This is a genomic window from Micromonospora sp. NPDC003241 (assembly GCF_053589795.1).
In genome coordinates this window covers 1-18,542 of the sequence record NZ_JBSFSO010000055.1, presented here as the reverse complement: position 1 = coordinate 18,542, position 18,542 = coordinate 1, and the positions used below count along the sequence as shown (strand labels likewise).

The following is an 18,542-nucleotide window of genomic DNA, read 5'->3' as shown; positions in this document are numbered from 1 at the left end:
GCGGCCGACGCCGCCGGCCTCACAGTCAGACCAGCCCGGCGTCGTGCACGAGGAGCGCGACCTGCACCCGGTTGTTGAGACCGAGCCGGGTCAACAGCCGCGAGACGTACGCCTTGACGGTGGCGACGCTCATGAACAGCTCGGTGGCGATCTCGGCGTTGGTACACCCCTGGCCGATGGCCATCGCCACCGCGCGTTCCCGCTCGGTGAGACCGTCGAGCAGCCGGCTGGCCCGCTCCTGGCGCGGATCGCTGGCGGTGCCGACCGTGACGTGCGTGATGAGGGTCCGGGTGACCGTCGGTGACAGGGTCGCCTCCCCGGCCGCCACCCGGCGCACCGCCTGCACGATCTCGGCGGGCGGGGTGTCCTTCAGCAGGAATCCGCCGGCACCGGCCCGCAGCGCCCGCAGGACGTGCTCGTCGGCGTCGAAGGTGGTCAGCACGAGCACCTCCGGCGGTCGGGGCAGCGCCCGCAGTGCCTCGGTGGCGGCCAGCCCGTCCACCCTCGGCATCCGGATGTCCATCAGCACCACGTCCGGCCGGCAGGTGGCGACCGCCTGGACCACCTCGCCGCCGTCGGCCGCCTCCCCGACCACCTCCAGGTCGGGCGTACCGCCGAGGATCATCGACAGCCCGGCGCGCACCAGCGCGTCGTCGTCCACGATGAGGACCCGGATCGGACGTGGACCCGTCACCGGCGGCACCTGCTCCGGGGCGGTCACGACGCCGGCCAGGGCAGCCAGGCGGCGAGCCGGAAGTCGCCGCTGTCGTCGCGGCCGTGTTCCAGCCGCCCGCCCGCGAGGGTGACCCGCTCGGCGACACCGACCAGCCCGGTGCCGGTACCCGGGATCGCCGGCACGACCTCGCCCACCGGCCACCGATTGCGGATCTCCACGGCCAGCCCGTCGCCGGGACCACCGCTGAGCCCGACCGTGACGGCCGCGCCCGCGGCGTGCTTGCGGGCGTTGGTCAGCCCCTCCTGCACGATCCGGTAGACGCTGCGCCCCAGCCCGGCGGGGAGCTGCTCCGGGTCGCTGACCCGGTCCCGCAGGTCCACCCGGGTCCCGGCGGCCCGGGACTCGGCGACCAGCGCGGGCAGGTCGTCGAGGGTGGGTTGAGGGCGCTCCGGCTCGGCGGTCAGCGAGGTGTCGGCCCGCAGGACGCCGATCACCTCACGCAGGTCCTGGAGGGCGGCGTGCGCGCTGCCCCGGATCACCCCGGCGGCCCGGGAGACCTCCTCGGCGGTGGCGTCGGGCCGGAACTCCAGCGCACCGGCGTGCAGGCTGAGCAGGGAGATCCGGTGGGCCAGCACGTCGTGCATCTCACGGGCGATCCGGGTGCGCTCCAACTGCTGGGCCTGGGCCACCCGGAGCTGCTGCTCGGCCTCCGCCCGCTCGGCGCGTTCCCGCAGCGACAGCACCAGTTGCCGGCGTGCCCGCACGAACATCGCCCAGGCCATCACCAGCAGGGTGATCACCATGCCCCAGATGGTGGCGGCCCAGTAGGTGCTCTGCGGGTCGGGACGGAACAGGGCGAAGAACATGTTGCAGACCAGCCCGGCCGCAGTGACCGCCAGCGCCACCGCGGTCCGCAGATGCACCACCACGGTGAAATAGATGATCAACAGCGCGGCGATCGAGGTGACCGAGACCATGGTCAGCGGCAACGTCACCAGCACCAGCCCGAGCGGCCAGCGGCGGCGCCACCAGAGCGCCACCGTGCAGGCCAGCCCGAGGACCGCGTCCGCGACGATCATCCAGCCGTACGGCAGCCGCTCGGCGAAGGTCGGGGCCGGCGTGAGGGCGTCGAACGTGGCCAGCACCACCCAGCCGAGCGAGATCAGGAAGCAGGTGCTGTCGATCAGCCAGTCCCGCATGGTGCGCCGGGGGCGACGGTCGGTCGCGCCGAGCGCCCCGGGCAGCAGCCACGGGTGTTCGGGGACGGCGGGGCTGGTCACAGGCGTAATGGTAGGCAGCCGCAGAGGGCTCGGGCCAGCTACCAAAGTCGGCCCTTCGGCGTCGACCTTGGTCTAGCCGGTGTCGACCGCCGGCCGCTGCGGACGGCCGGGTGGCCTCGGCAGCCTGACGGACATGATTGTCGTAGACCAGCTCACCAAACGGTACGGACGGCACACCGCCGTCGAGGACGTGTCGTTCCGCTGCGAACCGGGCACGGTCACCGGCTTCCTCGGGCCCAACGGGGCGGGCAAGTCGACCACGATGCGGATGCTCTGCGGGCTGACCCCACCGACGTCCGGCACCGCCACCGTCGCCGGACACCCCTACCGCCGACTGCCCAACCCGGGTCGCGTCGTGGGCGTCCTGCTGGACGCCTCCGCCCAGCACGCCGGGCGCAGCGGCCGGGAGGCGCTGGCGGTGGCGGCGGCCACGATGGGCGTGGACCGGCGCGCGGTGGGAGAGGTGCTCGACCGGGTGGGCCTGAACGCGGTCGCGGCCCGGCGACGGGTACGCGCGTACTCGCTGGGGATGCGCCAGCGGCTCGGCCTGGCGCACGCGCTGCTGGGCGACCCCCGGGTGCTGGTGCTTGACGAACCGGCGAACGGCCTCGACCCGGAGGGGATCTTCTGGATGCGCGGCCTGCTGCGCGACTTCGCCGACCGGGGCGGCACCGTGCTGCTCTCCTCCCACCTGTTGCGCGAGGTCGAGGCCGTCGCGGACCGGCTGGTGGTGATCGGGGGCGGCCGGATCGTGGCGCAGGGCGACAAGGAGGAGTTGCTGGCCGACGGCGGCACGCTGGTGCGCTCCCGCGACCGGACGGCGCTGCGGGGCGCGCTGGAACGGGCCGGCCTGCCGGTCAGCGAGGGCACCGATGGACTTCTGGTCCGCGCCGACACCGACGCGGTCGGCGAGGCCGCGCTGGCGGCCGGCGTCGCCCTGACCGAGCTGCGGCCGGCCGGGAGCGGCGGCCTCGAGCAGCTCTTCCTCACCCTCACCGCGACCGGCGCACCGCAGTCCGCCGAGACCAGCACCACCGAGCCGACCAGGGAGCCCGTCCGATGACCACCACCGTCGCCCCCGAGGACACCCGGCCGGTCAGCCCGGCGGCCGAGCAGGCGCCGTCGCTGACCCGGCTGACCCTGGTGGAGCTGCGCAAGCTCGTCGACACCCGGGCCGGACGCTGGCTGTTGATCACCATCGCGCTGATCGCCGCCCTGATCGCCACCATCCAACTGGTGTACGCCGAGGACGCCGAGCAGACCTTCGTCGACTTCTTCATCCCGTCACTGCTGCCGATCGGGCTGCTGCTGCCGGTGCTGGGCATCCTGTCGATCACCAGCGAGTGGTCGCAGCGGACCGCGTTGACCACCTTCGCCCTGGTACCCCGCCGAGGTCGGGTGATCACCGCCAAACTCGTCGCGGTGGTGCTGGCCGCCCTGGCGTCGGTGGTGGTCAGTCTCGCCGTGGCGGCCGTGGCGAACCTGATCGCCGACGCCACCGGCGGTGCCGGGACCTGGCGGATCGAGGGGGCGTTGGTCCTGCACGCCGTCGTGTTCCAGGTGTCCTGTGTGCTGATGGGCGCCGCGTTCGGCCTGCTGTTCCTGCACACGCCGCTGGCCATCGTCTCCTATCTGGTGCTGCCGAACGTCTGGATGATCCTCGGCGAGCTGATCCGGCCGCTGAACCGCAGCGCCGAGTGGTTGGACACCGGGCGCACCATGGGGCCGCTGTTCACCCCGGAGGTGACCGCCGGGCAGTGGGCACGGCTCGCGGTCTCCCTGCTGGTGTGGCTGGTCCTACCCCTGGTCGTCGGGTTGGTGCGGACGACGCGTCGGGAGGTGGCGTGACGGCGTACGGCACACCGACCGTGGTCAGCGGGGGTCGGCTGGAGACGCTGCTGCTCTGGGTCGGGTTCCCGCTGGCCGGCGGTGCCGCAGGGGCGGGGCTGGCGGCCGGGGCGGGCTGGATCGCCGGCCTGTCCTGGGCCCCCGCGCAGGGGCTGTTCCGCCTGCTCGACCGCATGCCCGACCAGCAGGCGCTGGCGGCCGGGGCGGCAGTCGGCGTCCTGGCCGGGCTGGTGTTCGGTGCCATCGGGACCGCTGAACGGGTCACCGTCACCGTGACGACGGAGCGGGTACGCGTACGGCGCGGCAGCAAGGAGCGGGAGTTCGCGCGGCGGGACGTCCGGGTGGGCCACCTGGACGGCAAGGAACTGGTGCTGCTCGGCCCGGACGACGAGGAACTCGTCCGGCAGCGCTCCGACCTTCCGGGCGCCGACCTGGCCGGGGCGTTCCGGGCACACGGCTGGCCCTGGGCGGACGAGGACCCGCATCGGACCGCGTACCGGCTCTGGGTGCCCGAGTTGCCCGGGTTGCCGCCGGGCGCGGACGCGCTGCTGAAAGCCCGGCAGAGGGCGTTGGACGACGACCGGGGCGACGAGGCCGGTGAGTTGCGGACCGAGTTGGCGCGGTACGGCGTGGTGGTCCGGGACGAGGGCAAACGGCAGCACTGGCGGCTGTCCCGGTCGGCGTCGCCGCCGCAGTGAGCCGGTGCGGGCCGGGCCCCACGGGGGAGCCCGGCCCGGTCGGCGTCACCGCCAGGAGTGCCCGTGCGGGTGACCGTGCTTGGGGCCGTGCCCCTTGCCCTTGCCCTTCCCCTTGCCGGGCGCCTTGCCCGGTACGCCGTTCACGGCCGAGGTGTCGTACGCGAACGTGATCACCGAGGCGGCGATCGCGTCGGAGTTGACGTCCAGCGCGTGCACGTTGACGTTGCCCCGGAGCTTGTACTTCTTGTTCAGGGCCCGGTACAACGCCGGGTCGGCACCGTCGGCGACCGGCGTCAGGCTGTCACACGCCTGGTGGTAGCAGGGGTCGTACGCTTCCCCCGCCAGCCCGCCGAAGAGGGCGGCCTCCTCGGCCGTCTTGATGCCCTCCGCGCCGGTGAACAGGCCACCGGCCGGGATGTCGACGGCGATGAACGCCCCGTAGTCCGAGCGACCGGTGAAGTCGGACGGCACGGTCGGCAGCTTGCGGGAGGCGAAGAACCTCTCGAAGACCTGCTCGATCTGGGCCGACCCCTCCGGTCCCGGTCCGGCGCCCTGCTGCGCCGAGTCGTCACCGTCGTAGACCCCGAAGACGTAGTTCGGCGAGCCGATCATGTCGAAGTTGAGGTAGAGGGCGATGTCGCCGACCTGTTGCTCGGTCAGGCTGTCCACGTAGTACTGCGAGCCGACCAGGCCCGCCTCCTCCGCGCCCCACCAGGCGAATCGCACCGCGTTGGCCGGCTTGACCTTCGCCATCTGGAGGGCCACCTCCAGCAGCGCGGCGCTGCCGGTGCCGTTGTCGTTGTAGCCCGGTCCGGCCGGGTCCGAGTCGAGGTGCGCGCCGGCCATGACGACGTTGTCGGTGCGGCCGTGCCGGGTCTGCGCGAAGACGTTCTCGGTGGTGCGGACCTCCGAGGTGGTGTCGGCCTCGATGCGCAGGACGAGACCGTCCGTCGCCGCGAACTGCGCCCCGGTGTCGTACGAGACGGAGACGGCCGGAATGCCGACCGGTGCGCCGAGGGTGCCGGCGAACAGGTCCCAGCGGTCCGGGTTGGCCTCCGGCGTACCGTTGCCCTGGTTCATCACGATCGCGCCGACCGCTCCGGCGGCCTCGGCGTTGGCCACCTTGTCGCCGAACCCGCAGGTGCCGCGCTGCATCAGGGCGATCTTGCCGACCACGTCGACGGCGGCGAAGTCACTGGCCTCACAGCCGGACGTGGAGGCGCGCGGCGGCGTCAGGCTGAGGTCCACCGGGACGACCTGCCCCTGGCCCACCCCGTCGCCGGAGTAGTCCATCAGCTCGTAGTCGACGCCCTCGGCGTAGTCGGTCGCGTTCGGCGCCACCTGCGCGAACGAGGAGCCGTACTCCTCATAGAAGAAGAAGTCGAACTGCTGGCGGGTGACCTGGTAGCCGGCCTTCTTGAGCAGCTTCACCACGTAGTCGGCGCTCGCGTCGTAACCCGGCGTACCGGAGGCGCGGGTGCCGTCGTTGGCGTCGGCGATGGCCTGGAACCGGTCGAGGTGCGTGAGGACGCCCTTGACCGTCACCGCCTTGGTCAGCTTCTTCACCGAGTTGTTGTTCGGGCTCGCCGACACCGGTCCTACCAGTGCCACCGTGCCCACCAGGGTGCCCGCCGCGATGGCGGCGATCACCCTCCTGCCGGAGAAAGGCACCACGATGTGCCACGTCCTTCCTCTTCGGGTATCCGACTCCCCGACCCCCGTGTGCCGGATGTTGCGGCCATCCTGATACACATCGATGACGAGGGCAACGGGACTGTTCGGCCACCTCAGGCCGCCGTCAGGCCCGGTCGGGCCAGCCGATCACGCCGTGCCGCGCCGGCCGTGGCCGGCTCACCGCCGCCGAGCTGCGCATCGACCGCCGGCCATGCTCAGCCGAGCACGACGATCACCGCCACCGCCGCCGCGACCAGCGACGCGATCGTCACCACGAGCCGCCGCCACGGCACGGCGGCCCGGTTCGTCGGCAGCCCACGCCAGCGGTACGCGACCAACGCCGCCCCGGCGGCACTCAGTGCCGGGCCGACCGCCCAGAGCCAGCCGGGCACCGCCGACCAGTCACCGAGCGCACGCCCCAGCGCGGGGTAGGCCACCGCCCAGGCCCCGGCGGAGAGCACGGTCAACCGGTCCAGCGCCGGGCGGTACGCGACACCGAGCAGCGACAGCCCGCCGATGACGGTGAACAGCAGGGCGACACCGGCGCCGGCCCAGACCGGCAGCGCCGGCGTGGGACTGCCGGCCTGATCCGGCGGTACGCCGAGCAGCCGCAGCCCGATCGGCTCCACCCGCTTGTCGGTGTTGCCCAGCACCACCACGCCTCGCCCGGTGGCCCGGTCGAACCCGACGTACGAGGAGAAGCCGCCGGTGGCACCGTTGTGCCAGGTGATCTCCTGGTCGCCGTAGCGGGTGGTGAACCATCCGTACCCGATGCGGGTGCGCTCGTCGTCGTCGAAGCGCGAGTCGCGCGCGTCGGCCCCGGGCGCGGTGCCGGCGGCGGTGGCGGCGACCAGCCGGGCCAGGTCCTCGGCGGTGGACCAGTAGCCGATGCCGGCGGGGGCGTACCCGGTGCCGGTCCACGGGTCCGCGACGCGTCCGTTGCCGCGGGCACCCTGCGCGTGCCCGGCCGGCAGGGCATCGGGATCGGCGGCGTGGACGGTCGCCGTCAGGCCCAGCGGGGTGAGCAGGTCCCGGTCGACCAGCTCGGGGAAGTCGAGTCCGGCCTCGGCGGCGAGGGCCTGCCCGAGCACCGCGGAACCGAGATTGGAGTAGCCGACGCTCCCCCGGCCGTCGCCAGGCGCGTGCGCGTCGGCGGCGGCCCGGACCCGGTCGGTGTCCAGTCCGGCGTACGGGTTGCCGGCGGCGACGTTGGCCCGGAGCACCCGGACCCATCCGCCCACCGAGCCGAGGTCGAGCCGGGGCAGGCCGGACCGGTGGCTGGCCAGCTCGGCGAGGGTGACCTCGCGGGCCGGACCCTCGACCGCCGGCCAGACGGCGCCGAGGGTGTCCTCGGGCCGCACCGCGCCGGCCTCGGCCCGCCGGGACAGCAGCATCCCGGTGAACACCTTCGACACCGAGCCGATCTCGAACGGGGTACCGGGTTCGACCGGCGCGCCGTCCCGGTCACGGTCGCCGAGGCCGGCGGTGCGGACCCGGCCGTCGTCGATCAGCGCGACGGCGAGACCGCGGTATCCGTCCCGGTCGGCCACTGCGGCGCGGGCCGAGGCGGCGAGGTCGGCGTCACCGGTGGTCGACGCGGTCAGCCGGGGTTCCCGGGGTTGCGCGGCGAGGCCGGCGAGACCCGCGAGGATCCCGGCGACCAGCGCGACGGCGGTCGGCTTACGCATGGGGGTGGTCCTTCCGTGCGGGGTGGTCGGCGGGGTACCCACCGGCCGGGGTGGTCAGCGGTCCGGGTGTGGTCAGCGGTGGGCGGCGCTGAGGACGGCCAGCAGCGGCACCACCCGTTCGGCGGGGACGGCGTACCGGCCGCGCGCGGTGCTGCGCAGCCAGCCCGCCGCAGTGAGCTGGCGCAGGTGGTGGTGTAGTTGGCCGGTGGTGCCGAGCTCCTCGATGTCGGCCAGCTCGGCGGTGCTCTGCCGGCCGGTGAGGATCTCCCGCAGCAGGCGCAGCCGCACCGGGTGGCCCAGGGCGGCGAGGATGCCGGGCAGCTCGGCCCAGTCACCGGCGAGCAGGTCGTCCACCTCCCGGCCGTACTGCCAGTCGTAGGACCGCCCGGCGACCCGGACGGTGCCGGTGTAGAGCACGGCACCCGCGCTGCCGGCGGGCAGCCGCTGCCTGAGTCCGTCGAGGGCCCAGAAGGCGCCCGCCGCCGGGGTGGTCGGCTCAGGCGGCACACCGGGTCGCTCGACAAGCGCCGCGACCTGCGCCTCCAGCGCCGCCAGCCGCTCCTCCACATCCGCCATGACTCGATAATACGAACATACGTAGTTACGTGCTACACGGAAAAGTCGCGCGGATGATCGAATTCACCCAGGGTGGCCGACTACCGTTCCCAGGTCTGGGGAGGTACGTCGATGTACGTGGTGTCCGTAATCAACTACAAGGGTGGGGTCGGCAAGACCACGGTGACCGCCAACCTCGGGGCCGAACTGGCCAACCGAGGGCTGAAGGTGCTGCTCATCGACCTCGACCCGCAAGCCAGCCTGACCTTTGGCTTCTACGACCCGGACGACTGGCGGGAGCGGTTACGCGACTCCCGGACCATCAAGCGGTGGTACGACGGCCTGCGTGATGGCGACACCACGATCACGCTCGGTGACCTGGTGGTCTCCCCCGGGCCGGCGAACAGTCGGCTCTCCGGAGCCGGCCGACTCGACCTGATCGCCTCGCATCTGCAACTGGTCGACATCGACCTGGCACTGGCCCGCAGCGTCGCCGGTGGCGAGGAGTACGACGCCGAGCTGTTCCGGGTACGCGGCTCGCTCGCCGAGGGGCTGCTCGCCGACGGGCTGGAGCCGTACGACATGGTGCTGATCGACTGTCCGCCGAACTTCAACGTGGTCACGCAGTCCGCCATCATCGCCAGCGACCATCTGGTGATCCCGGCCAAGGCCGACTACCTGTCCACCCTCGGCATCGACTATCTGCACGGCAACGTGCGGGAGCTGGTCGAGCAGTACAACGCCGACGCCCGACGGTTCGCCACCGTACGCCGACACCAGAAGGTCGCCCCCGGCGTGGCCGGCGTGGTCTTCACGATGATCCAGTTGCTCGCGCAGCGGCCGATCGCCACCCACCAGGGCTACATGGACCAGGTTCGCAACCTGGGGCTGCCGGTCTTCCCGACGGCGCTGCGGGAGAACGTCACCCTCTACGCCACGAACACCCCGCGCGGGGTGCCGGTGGTGCTGCGCGACCGGGTCACCGTGCCCGCCGTCCGCGCCGAGCTGCGCCAGCTCGCCACCGAGTTCCTCGACCACCTGCAACCCGCGTGAGGGCGACGGAGGCCGCCGACCCGGCGCGGGTGGCCGCCCGGCTGGCGGCCATGACCAGCCGGGCCGACGGCACGGCGTACCTGTCGGAGCGGTCGACACGCGAGCTGCGGGAGCTGGCCGCGCAGGTCGGCCTGCGCGGTCTCGGCGGACTGCGCAAGGCGGAACTGGTCGAGCGGATCGTGGACGCCACCATCGGCTACCGCCTGGACTCCACCGCCCTGCGCCGCCTCTGACGGCAGACCTGGGCGTGAGAAGAGGCCGGTCAGCGGGTATGTCGACCCCATGACAAGCACGATTCCGGACATTTCCCTCAACGACGGCAACTCGATCCCGCAGATCGGGTTCGGGGTGTTCCAGATCGACCCGAAGGACACCGCCGACGCGGTACGCACCGCGCTGGACGTCGGCTACCGGCACGTCGACACCGCCGAGATGTACGGCAACGAGGCCGAGGTCGGCCAGGGCGTACGCACCGCCGGGGTGGCCCGGGAGGACGTCTTCGTCACCAGCAAGCTGAGCAACGCCTGCCACCGGCCCGACGACGCGCGCACGGCGTTCCAGGCGACGCTGGACGCGCTGCGGACCGACTACATCGACCTCTTCCTCATCCACTGGCCGCTGCCGACCCGCTATGACGGCGACTTCGTCTCCACCTGGAAGGTGCTGGAGGAGTTCCGCGCCGACGGCCGGGCGAAGTCGATCGGCGTGTCCAACTTCCAGGTGCCGCACCTGGAACGGCTGGCCGCCGAGACCGAGGTGGTGCCGGCGGTCAACCAGATCGAGGCGCACCCGTACTTCCCGAACGACGAGGTACGCGAGTACGGCGCGAAGAACGGCATCGTCACCCAGGCCTGGTCGCCGATCGCCCAGGGCGCGGTGCTCGGTGACCCGACCATCGCCGACATCGCCGAGCAGGTCGGTCGGACGCCGGCCCAGGTGGTGCTGCGCTGGCACGTCCAGCGGGGCGACGTGATCTTCCCCAAGTCGACCACGCCGACGCGGATCGAGGAGAACGCCGGCATCTTCGACTTCGCGCTGGACGACGCCACCATGGAACGGATCACGCTGCTGGGCCGGGGCGATGCCGGTCGGCAGGGTGCCCACCCGGACACCTTCGACTACATTCCGGCCTGACCGTCGGGTGGCCCCGCCACCCCGGGCGAACCGGCGCACCACAGCCGCCGCTAGATCGGATCTAGCGGCGGCTGTCCGTGATCTCGCGCCTGTAGCACGACGACGTCGTTGTAGCAGGCGGACGGCGACGGGGACGAACGGAAGGAAACACCGAGATCATGAATAGACGCACCACCGGCCTCGCCATCGAGGCCGAGGGCCTGACCCGGTCGTTCGGTGAGACGCGGGCGCTCGCCGGACTCGACCTCCAGGTGCCCGCAGGTGCCGTGTACGGGGTACTCGGGCCGAACGGCGCCGGGAAGACCACCGCGGTCCGGATCCTGGCGACGTTGCTGCGTCCGGACGGCGGGCGGGCCCGGATCTTCGGGCACGACGTGGTCACCGAGGCCGACGCGGTCCGCGCCCGGGTCAGCCTGACCGGCCAGTACGCCTCGGTGGACGAGGACCTGACCGGCACCGAGAACCTGGTCCTGCTGGGCCGGCTGCTCGGCCTCCGTAAGCCGGCCGCACGGGAGCGGGCCGCGCAGTTGCTGGCCGCGTTCGGGCTGACCGAGGCGGCCGGGCGACAGGTCAAGAAGTACTCAGGCGGCATGCGCCGACGCATCGACATCGCGGCCAGCATCCTCAGTACCCCGGACCTGCTCTTCCTCGACGAGCCCACGACCGGGCTCGACCCGCGCAGCCGCAACCAGGTGTGGGAGATCGTCCGGGCGGTGGTGGCACACGGCACGACGGTGCTGCTGACCACGCAGTACCTGGACGAGGCCGACCAGTTGGCCGGACGGATCGCGGTGGTCGACCACGGCCGGGTGATCGCGGAGGGCACCCCGGGCGAACTCAAGTCCTCGGTCGGATCCGGCACCGTGCACCTGCGGCTGCGGGACGCGGACCAGCGCCCCGAGGCGCAGCGGCTGCTGGAGACCGTGCTCGGTGTGGCGGTGCAACTGGACGCCGACCCGGTGGCGATCACCGCGCGGGTCGGCGAGGCCGGCAGCGACCTCGACGCCAGCGCGCAGGCCGCCCAGGCACTGGGCGAGCTGACCCGCGCCGGGATCGTGGTGGACGACTTCTCGCTCGGCCAGCCGAGCCTGGACGAGGTCTTCCTGGCCCTGACCGACCGTCCCGCCGAGCCGACCGCCGAGCGCGACGACGAGCTGGAGGCAGCCCGATGAGCAGCGACACCGCCACCTCCACCGGCCCGGCACCGTCGGTCTACGTACCCTCCTCGGAGGCGTTGGCGACGGTGCTCGCACCGGCGGCGCGCCCGCCCCGCCCGAGCCCGCTCGCGGCGTCGCTGACCTTCAGCTGGCGCGCCATGCTGAAGATCAAGCACGTGCCGGAGCAGCTCTTCGACGTCACCATGTTCCCGATCATCATGGTGCTGATGTTCACGTACCTGTTCGGCGGCGCGCTCGCCGGCGATCCGCGTGACTACCTGCAGTTCTTCCTGCCGGGCATCATGGTGACCAGCGTCGTGATGATCACCATGTACACCGCCGTCGGGCTGAACACCGACATCGAGAAGGGCATCTTCGACCGGTTCCGGACGCTGCCGGTGTGGCGGCCCGCCGCCCTGGTCGGCATGATCTTCGGGGACGTGCTGCGCTACGTCCTCGCCGCCACGGTGATCCTCACCCTGGGACTGGTGCTCGGCTTCCGTCCCGAGGGCGGGCTGCTCGGGGTGCTCGCCGGGATCGGCCTGCTGGTGGTCTTCTCGTTCGCGTTCTCCTGGGTCTGGACGCTGTTCGGGCTGATCATGCGCAACGAGAAGTCGGTGATGGGCGTCAGCATGATGGTGCTGTTCCCGCTGACCTTCCTGAGCAACGTCTTCGTCGACCCGTCCACCATGCCCGGCTGGCTCCAGGCGTTCGTCAAGGCGAACCCGATCACGCACCTGGTGTCCTCGGTCCGCGCCGCGATGGGCGGCACGTCGGACACGTCGAGCATGATGTGGACCTTCGGCTGGAGCGTGTTGTTCGTGGTGGTCTTCGGCAGCCTCACGATGTATCGCTACAACCGCCGCTGACCCTCGACCGCCGGACCGGCTCCGGGCAGCGCCCCCGCCCAGGAGGGTGCTCCCGGAGCCGGCCGGTCACAGCCGCCAGGGCACCGGCACGCCGGGAAGATAGCGGCAGGCGGCACCGGTGGAGACGGTCTCGCGCAGGTGTCCGGCCAGCGGCGGATGTCGTTCGTCGAGGCGGCGCAGAGTGTCCCTGATCCGGGCGGTGACCGTCTTGCGGGCCCGCTCCGCCTCGTCACCCAGTCGGCGGGTCCGCCCGGCCAGCCCGGCGGCCGACCGCAACTGCGCGATCAACGCACCGCGTTCGGCGTCCAGCACGGCCACCTTCGACTCGTCGCCACGGCTCGCCGCCCGGTCGATCTCGTCGTCGAGGCGGGTCAGGTGACGTCGGTAGCGGTTCTTCGCCTCCTCGTCGAGCATCTCGTCGCCGCCCATCCGCCGGGCCGCCACCAGCTCCGGACCGGCGGCCGGGTCGAGCAGCTCGACGGCGGGCACGTCGACACCGGGCCGACCGAGCAGCAGCCGCAGGTCGTGCAGCCCCTTGGCATCCGGCAGGTGCACGGTGGCGCCCTGATAGGTGAGTCGCCAGACCGCCCCGTCGCGGCGGAACTCGTACGTCGGGGCCGGTGGCACGGGTTCCGGGCCGGTCGGCGTACCCGTCGGGGCCGGGGCCGAGCGACCGCGCGGAGTGTCGTCGGCGAGTCGGGCGAGCACCTGCGGCAGATCGAGGTCGCGGGCCTCGTCCCGGGCGGTCGTCCGGATCGCGGCGGCGGTGGCGGCGTCCCCCGGATCGCCCCGGGCGACGAGGGCGTCGGCGAGCGCCACCCGGGCGAACAGGGCCCACGGTCGGGCGCCCATCCGGTCGGCGGCGTCGCGAGCTGCGGTGAACCGGGTGACCGCGTCGTCCCACCGCCGGTCGGCGGCGTCGACCACGCCCAGCCAGTGGTCCACCGGGCCACTCAGGTCGCAGCCGAACAACGAGACCAGCCACTGCCCCTGGTACGGCAGCAGCGCCTGTCGCGCCTCGGCGCACCGCTCCGGCTCGGCGACCGTGGCCTGGGCGCGCAGTCGCAACCAGAGCGGGGCGACCGGACCGGTGTACGTGGCTCCGGCGGCGTCGAGTCCGGCGGTGATCCGGGTGGCGGTGCGGTGGTCGCCGCGTTCGGCGGCGGTGATGCCCCGCAGCAGCGCACGGTGCGGATGCTCGCCGTCGTTCAGCCCGTCGACCAGCTCGTCCGCCGTGTCGAACTCGCCCCGCAGCATCAGGTATGACCAGCGCAGGTGGTGGCCGAGGAAGCTGTGGTCGGCGTGCTCCCACTCGTCGAGGTCACCCAACTCGAAGAAGCAGGTGTCGGCCTCGGTGAAGTCGCCTCGGAAGGCGCTGGTGATGCCGCCGTCGATGGCCGCCGCCATCTGGTGGCGCGGTCTGCCGGTCTGTCGGGCGGTCGTCACGAACGCGGTCAGCTCGTCCTGGTAGCGGGGATCGCCGAGTTCGAGCAACGCCACCCAGCGCAGCGAGGTGGCCCACAACTCGGTCTCCTGGTCGCCGCCCCGCCGGGCCACCTCGCGGATCTCGGCGGTCAGCGCGACCCGGTCGGCTGCGGTGCCCGGCCCCCAGGTGGCGTCGTGTCGTGCCCAGAGGCTGAAGGCGAGGGCGTCGTCGTCGTGCACCCGCCGGGCGAGGGCTTCGGTGGCGGTGATCAGGTCGGCCTCCAACCGGCCGACCGGGGCCACCTCGGCGGGCTCGCCGACGAGCCGGCGGTACGCCTCACGGACCAGGCCCTCGGCGTCGACGGCGATCCGGGGATTGGTCTGGCGGTGCCGGTGCACGTTGAGGGCGAACCGGGCCAGCAGGGCCGGCTCGTCGGTGGTCAGCGCCAGGGCGGCGGTGTCCGCGAGGATCTGGTCGGCCTCGTCCCGGCCGCCGGTGTGGAAGAGGCGGTCGGCCAACTCGATCATGATCTTGATCCGTTGGGACGGGTCCGTCGCCACCGTCGCCGCCCGACGCAGGTGCACGGCCGACTCCTCCAACGCCAACCGGCAGGCGGCGTCCCGCGCGGCGGCGAGCAGCAACTCCGCGCGCCGGTACGCCTCCAGGTGCGCGTCGGCGAGCCAGGCGTGCCGGGCCAGGTCGGCCGGGATCAGCCACTCGCCGAGCGCGGCGTGCTCATCGACGGCGCGGACGACGGCGGCGTGCCGCACCCGGCGCTCACCGTCGACGAGACCGTCGTACAGCGTCTCGCGGACCAGGTCGTGCGCGAAGGTGTACCGGCCGTCGCCGCCGGAGAGCACGAGCCGTGCGGCCACCGCCACGTCCAGCAGGGCGTCGAGCCGGGCCGGTGGCCGACCGGCACTCGCCGCCAGGACGGCCGCGTGGAACTCCCGCCCGAGCACCGCGGCGACGGTCAGCACGTCGACCACCTCGGCGGGCAACCGGTCGAGCCGCCGCCGCACCACCTCGCGTACGCCGGGCGGGATGCCGGCCAGTTGCCCGTCGGAGTGCCACAGCCGGGCGGTCTGCTCCACGAAGAACGGGTTGCCGCCGGTACGCCGGTACACGTCGTCGACGCAGTGCGGATCCGGTTCCCGGCCGGCGGTGCGGGTCATCAACGCGCCGACCTCGTCCCGGGACAGGCCGGTGAGGGTGATCGGGGTGGCCTTGGCCACCAGCGACATCAGCAGCGGCCGCAGCGGATGGTCCTCCGCCTCCACCTCCGCGTCCCGGTACGTCCCGACCAGCAGCAACCGCTCGAACCAGGTGTGCTGGGCGGCGAACCGCAGCAGCCGCACCGACGCCGCGTCGGACCAGTGCAGGTCGTCCAGGACCACCAGCACCGGCCGGCGCTGGGAGACCGCGACCAGGGCGGCGGTGACCGAGTCGTAGAGCGCGAACGCCTCCCGCTCGGCCGTGTCACCGTCACCGTGCCCGACCGTCGGCGGCAGCAGCCCGTCCGCGCTCGTGGTGACCGGCGTCATCAGCGCCGAGCCATGCGACCTCGGCGTGGGATCCACCTCGCCGAGCAGCAGCCGCAACGCCGGCTCGGCCGACTCGCGGGCCACCGCCCAGTCCTCCGGCGATCGGCGCAGACCGCGCAGCACCTGCACCCAGGGCCAGTAGCCGGGCGCGCTGGCCGAGTCCCAGCAGGCCGCCCCGAGCACCAGCGCACCCTGCCGACGGGCCTCGTCGGCGGCCGACGTGACCAGGGTCGTCTTGCCGATCCCCGGCTCGCCGGTGACCAAGACCAGCCCACCGTGACTGGCGGCAGCCCGGTCGACCTCGGCGCGCAGCAGACCGGCGGGATGGTCCCGTCCGATCATCACGCCGCTGGGCCGCGCCCTCATGGCACCCGACGGTATCCGACACCACCGACAGACCCGTACCGATCGGCCACGGCACCGCGCTGGTCGGCCTCTCCCCGCCGACCGACGGCGGCCTTGCCCACGACGGCCTGCCCCACGGCGGCCTTGCCCACGGCGGCCTTGCCCACGGCGGCCCGACCGACGACGGGCTGACCCACGACGGGCCGACCCACAGCGGGCTGGCTCACGGCGGCCTGGCTCACGACGGGCTGACCTACGGCGGGCTGGCCCACGGCGGGCTGGCTCACGGCGGCCTGACCTATGACGGCCTGGCTCACGGCGGGCTGACCTACGGCGGGCTGACCGATGGCGCCTGGCTCACGGCGGGCTGCCCGACGACGGCCTGACCGGCGGTGGTGCCGGGCGGGGCCGGCTGCCGGGTTGGGGCGCCCGAGGTCACGCGTCGGGGCCGACCGGGCCGAGCGCCGCCAGGTGGGCGAGGACGGCCTGGTTGGCCTCCCAGCCGTCGGGGAACTTCACCGGCACGTCCAGTTGCGGCGCCTCGGTCGACGGGTGAGCGTCCAGCAGCTCGCCGATGCCCGCGCGGGCCACCACCACGCAGGCCTGCCGGTGCCGGGAGGCGAGCACGCAGAGTCGCCCCGACTCCAGGTGGAAGGCGGTCGCGTCGCGGCGGCCGGAGAGCGGGTGCAGCACGATCGTCATGTCGTACTCGCGGCCCTGGAGCCGGTTGGCGGTGTCCACGGTGATGCCCGCTCCCGCCTCGCCCAGCAGCGACCGGATCACCGCGACCTGGTCGCGGTGCGCGGCACCGACGGCGATCCGGTCCGCCGTCACCGGGGCGCCGCCGGGCGACTGCTCGCAGATCGCGACCGCACCGCGCCGCAGCACCCGCAGGGCGAGCGCGGCACACGCGGCGGCGGCCTCGGCGTCGGTACGCAGGGTGTGCCGGGCCGGCAGCTCATAGAGCGCCCAACCGTCGGCGGCGGCCAACTCCACCGCCCGGTCGAGGGCATCGCCCGACCCCGCCTCGGTGAAGTGCAGCGCCCGCTGGGTGGCGACCGTGCCGGCACGGAACTCGGTGAAAGGGTAGAACGCCCGCGACACGACCGGGGCGGCCGAGGACGGCAGCCGCCACGACACGGGCAGCCGGTGCACCGGCAACTCCGGGTTGTGCCGCAGCAGTACGGCCACCGCCGACTGCATCGGATCCCAGGTCAGCCCCGCCCACCGGCCGGTCTCGACGGTGGAGAACGGATCGAGCTGCCCGGGATCACCCACGAACAGCGCCCGTTCGAACCTGCCGGCCACGCGCAGCAACGCGTCCGAGCGCATCTGGTACGCCTCGTCCACGATCGCCCACGGCCACGAGCCCTCGGCGACCGTGGCCCACTTTGCGGCCGTACCGATGACCACGGCCGAGGCGGCGAGGTCGGTGACCTTCGCGGCGATCCGGACCTGGTCGTGTGCGCTCACCCGCTCCGACGGCCGGTAGTCCCCGGCGGAAAGCCGCCCGATCCGCAGCTCGGGTGCCTTCCGGGCAAGCCGGTCGATCAGGTCGTCGACCTGCTCGTTGGTCTGCGCGATGATCATCAGCGGCTCGCCGGTGCCGGCCAGTTCGACGGCAGCCCGCACCACCAGCGTGGACTTGCCCGCCCCGGGTGGCGAGTCGACCACCACACCCCGGTGCTCGCCGGACCGCAGGTCGGCCAGCACGGTCGTGATCACCCGCTCCGCCTCGATCCCCGGCGGCACCGCCAACTGCGGCAGCATCGTCCCCACCCCCATTCGGCGTCCCGCGACCCTACCGCCGTACGCACCACCGCCTGACACGCCGCACCCAACCGCCCTACCCGGCTGCGGCACGGACCCACACTCGTCGCGCCGCACCCGACCGTCGTATGCACCGGCCTCACCGTGCCGCACCCGACCGCCGCCTGGCAGCACGCCGCACCCGACCGCCGCACGGACCAGCCGGTGCCCGGTGATGATGACCTGCTGTCGGCCTCACCGTGCCGCACCTGACCGCCCCGCCCGACTGTCGTGCGCACCGACACTCGACGCGCTGCACCCCACCGCCGTTTGGCGCGCCGCACCCGACTGCCGTTTGGCGCGCCGGACCCGACTGCCGTGCGCACCGGCCCCGTCGTGCCGATCCGCCGCCCACCGGCGAGGCCGGACAGGTCGGGCGCGTCGCAAGGGCGGCCCGACCTACCGCAACCGATGGGTTGACCACCCAAGACCGTGCTCGATCCAGGATCGAGTGGCTTCACGAACACGACGAGACCACTCGATCCTGGATCGAGCGCGATCTTGCGCGGCACGCGGCATGCCAGTGCGGCGCACGGCACTCGGCATGCAAGTGCGGCGCACGGTGCGTGACATACGGCCCATGGCACGCGGGCACGACGCGGGATGCGGGCGCACAGGTGCGGCGCGGGCGCGCGACGCGGGGTGCCGACGCGACGTGGGGTGCGGGCGCGACGCGAGGTGCGGGCGCACAGGCACGGCGCGGGCGCGCGACGCTGGGTGCCGACGCGGCGCGGCGCTGGGCGCGGCGCGGCGCTGGGCGCGGCGCGGCGCTGGGCGCGGCGCGGC

Annotated in this window: 15 protein-coding genes; 8 read left to right on the top strand and 7 right to left on the bottom strand. The window is 73.2% G+C overall.

The window, feature by feature from the left end; genetic code table 11:
• Positions 1 to 25: 25 nt before the first annotated feature.
• A complete protein-coding gene (locus tag ACWDVW_RS28875; RefSeq protein ID WP_449955113.1) occupies positions 26 to 742 on the bottom strand; it encodes a response regulator in 717 nt (238 codons plus the stop codon).
• On the bottom strand, positions 718 to 1,956 hold the full coding sequence (locus tag ACWDVW_RS28870; RefSeq protein ID WP_449955056.1) for a sensor histidine kinase: 1,239 nt from the start codon (positions 1,954 to 1,956) through the stop codon (positions 718 to 720). Before ACWDVW_RS28870 ends, ACWDVW_RS28875 begins: the two co-directional genes overlap by 25 nt.
• Positions 1,957 to 2,089: 133 nt before the next feature.
• Here ACWDVW_RS28870 and ACWDVW_RS28865 point away from each other — a divergent pair, with 133 nt between their 5' ends.
• Genes ACWDVW_RS28865 through ACWDVW_RS28855 form a run of 3 tightly spaced genes read left to right on the top strand, consistent with a single transcriptional unit; the run spans position 2,090 to position 4,502 of the window.
• Positions 2,090 to 3,019, top strand: a complete 930-nt coding sequence (locus tag ACWDVW_RS28865) for an ABC transporter ATP-binding protein (protein WP_449955053.1) — start codon at positions 2,090 to 2,092, stop codon at positions 3,017 to 3,019.
• Complete coding sequence (locus ACWDVW_RS28860; protein ID WP_449955050.1) at positions 3,016 to 3,804, top strand: ABC transporter permease; 789 nt, start codon at positions 3,016 to 3,018, stop codon at positions 3,802 to 3,804. The genes ACWDVW_RS28865 and ACWDVW_RS28860 overlap by 4 nt, the downstream gene beginning before the upstream one ends.
• Complete coding sequence (locus ACWDVW_RS28855; RefSeq protein WP_449955048.1) at positions 3,801 to 4,502, top strand: YqeB family protein; 702 nt, start codon at positions 3,801 to 3,803, stop codon at positions 4,500 to 4,502. Before ACWDVW_RS28860 ends, ACWDVW_RS28855 begins: the two co-directional genes overlap by 4 nt.
• 45 nt (positions 4,503 to 4,547) lie before the next feature.
• On the opposite strand, the gene ACWDVW_RS28850 is transcribed toward ACWDVW_RS28855, so the two are convergent.
• The 3 genes from ACWDVW_RS28850 to ACWDVW_RS28840 all read right to left on the bottom strand — a co-directional run bounded on the left by ACWDVW_RS28850 (position 4,548) and on the right by ACWDVW_RS28840 (position 8,440).
• Positions 4,548 to 6,176 (bottom strand): M28 family metallopeptidase, encoded by a 1,629-nt coding sequence (locus ACWDVW_RS28850; protein ID WP_449955046.1) that lies wholly within the window; start codon positions 6,174 to 6,176, stop codon positions 4,548 to 4,550.
• A gap of 215 nt (positions 6,177 to 6,391) precedes the next feature.
• Entirely contained in the window at positions 6,392 to 7,864 is a 1,473-nt protein-coding gene (locus ACWDVW_RS28845; protein WP_449955044.1) for a serine hydrolase domain-containing protein, read from the bottom strand.
• 72 nt (positions 7,865 to 7,936) lie between these two features.
• Entirely contained in the window at positions 7,937 to 8,440 is a 504-nt protein-coding gene (locus tag ACWDVW_RS28840) for an ArsR/SmtB family transcription factor (RefSeq protein ID WP_449955041.1), read from the bottom strand.
• A gap of 111 nt (positions 8,441 to 8,551) precedes the next feature.
• Here ACWDVW_RS28840 and ACWDVW_RS28835 point away from each other — a divergent pair, with 111 nt between their 5' ends.
• The 5 genes from ACWDVW_RS28835 to ACWDVW_RS28815 all read left to right on the top strand — a co-directional run bounded on the left by ACWDVW_RS28835 (position 8,552) and on the right by ACWDVW_RS28815 (position 12,632).
• Positions 8,552 to 9,472, top strand: coding sequence for a ParA family protein (locus ACWDVW_RS28835; protein ID WP_449955038.1), 921 nt, complete (start codon positions 8,552 to 8,554; stop codon positions 9,470 to 9,472).
• A complete protein-coding gene (locus ACWDVW_RS28830; RefSeq protein ID WP_449955035.1) occupies positions 9,469 to 9,705 on the top strand; it encodes a Rho termination factor N-terminal domain-containing protein in 237 nt (78 codons plus the stop codon). The genes ACWDVW_RS28835 and ACWDVW_RS28830 overlap by 4 nt, the downstream gene beginning before the upstream one ends.
• Before the next feature lie 49 nt (positions 9,706 to 9,754).
• Complete coding sequence (locus tag ACWDVW_RS28825) at positions 9,755 to 10,606, top strand: aldo/keto reductase (RefSeq protein WP_449955032.1); 852 nt, start codon at positions 9,755 to 9,757, stop codon at positions 10,604 to 10,606.
• Positions 10,607 to 10,764: 158 nt separating this feature from the next.
• Entirely contained in the window at positions 10,765 to 11,778 is a 1,014-nt protein-coding gene (locus ACWDVW_RS28820) for an ATP-binding cassette domain-containing protein (protein WP_449955029.1), read from the top strand.
• Positions 11,775 to 12,632: an ABC transporter permease gene (locus ACWDVW_RS28815; RefSeq protein WP_396740267.1), complete on the top strand. Its 858-nt coding sequence runs from the start codon at positions 11,775 to 11,777 to the stop codon at positions 12,630 to 12,632. Before ACWDVW_RS28820 ends, ACWDVW_RS28815 begins: the two co-directional genes overlap by 4 nt.
• A gap of 66 nt (positions 12,633 to 12,698) precedes the next feature.
• Here ACWDVW_RS28815 and ACWDVW_RS28810 read toward each other — a convergent pair whose 3' ends face one another.
• Both ACWDVW_RS28810 and ACWDVW_RS28805 read right to left on the bottom strand, forming a co-directional pair.
• Complete coding sequence (locus tag ACWDVW_RS28810) at positions 12,699 to 15,968, bottom strand: ATP-binding protein (RefSeq protein WP_449955025.1); 3,270 nt, start codon at positions 15,966 to 15,968, stop codon at positions 12,699 to 12,701.
• A gap of 414 nt (positions 15,969 to 16,382) precedes the next feature.
• Entirely contained in the window at positions 16,383 to 17,717 is a 1,335-nt protein-coding gene (locus ACWDVW_RS28805) for an AAA domain-containing protein (RefSeq protein WP_449955022.1), read from the bottom strand.
• Positions 17,718 to 18,542 lie beyond the last annotated feature (825 nt).

Bases quoted from the DNA above. Each gene is read 5' to 3' on its own strand.
- ACWDVW_RS28810 (WP_449955025.1), bottom strand. From the start codon at position 15,968: ATGAGGGCGCGGCCCAGCGGCGTGATGATCGGACGGGACCATCCCGCC.
- ACWDVW_RS28815 (WP_396740267.1), top strand. From the start codon at position 11,775: ATGAGCAGCGACACCGCCACCTCCACCGGCCCGGCACCGTCGGTCTAC.
- ACWDVW_RS28820 (WP_449955029.1), top strand. From the start codon at position 10,765: ATGAATAGACGCACCACCGGCCTCGCCATCGAGGCCGAGGGCCTGACC.
- ACWDVW_RS28825 (WP_449955032.1), top strand. From the start codon at position 9,755: ATGACAAGCACGATTCCGGACATTTCCCTCAACGACGGCAACTCGATC.
- ACWDVW_RS28860 (WP_449955050.1), top strand. From the start codon at position 3,016: ATGACCACCACCGTCGCCCCCGAGGACACCCGGCCGGTCAGCCCGGCG.
- ACWDVW_RS28805 (WP_449955022.1), bottom strand. From the start codon at position 17,717: ATGCTGCCGCAGTTGGCGGTGCCGCCGGGGATCGAGGCGGAGCGGGTG.
- ACWDVW_RS28845 (WP_449955044.1), bottom strand. From the start codon at position 7,864: ATGCGTAAGCCGACCGCCGTCGCGCTGGTCGCCGGGATCCTCGCGGGT.
- ACWDVW_RS28865 (WP_449955053.1), top strand. From the start codon at position 2,090: ATGATTGTCGTAGACCAGCTCACCAAACGGTACGGACGGCACACCGCC.
- ACWDVW_RS28835 (WP_449955038.1), top strand. From the start codon at position 8,552: ATGTACGTGGTGTCCGTAATCAACTACAAGGGTGGGGTCGGCAAGACC.
- ACWDVW_RS28840 (WP_449955041.1), bottom strand. From the start codon at position 8,440: ATGGCGGATGTGGAGGAGCGGCTGGCGGCGCTGGAGGCGCAGGTCGCG.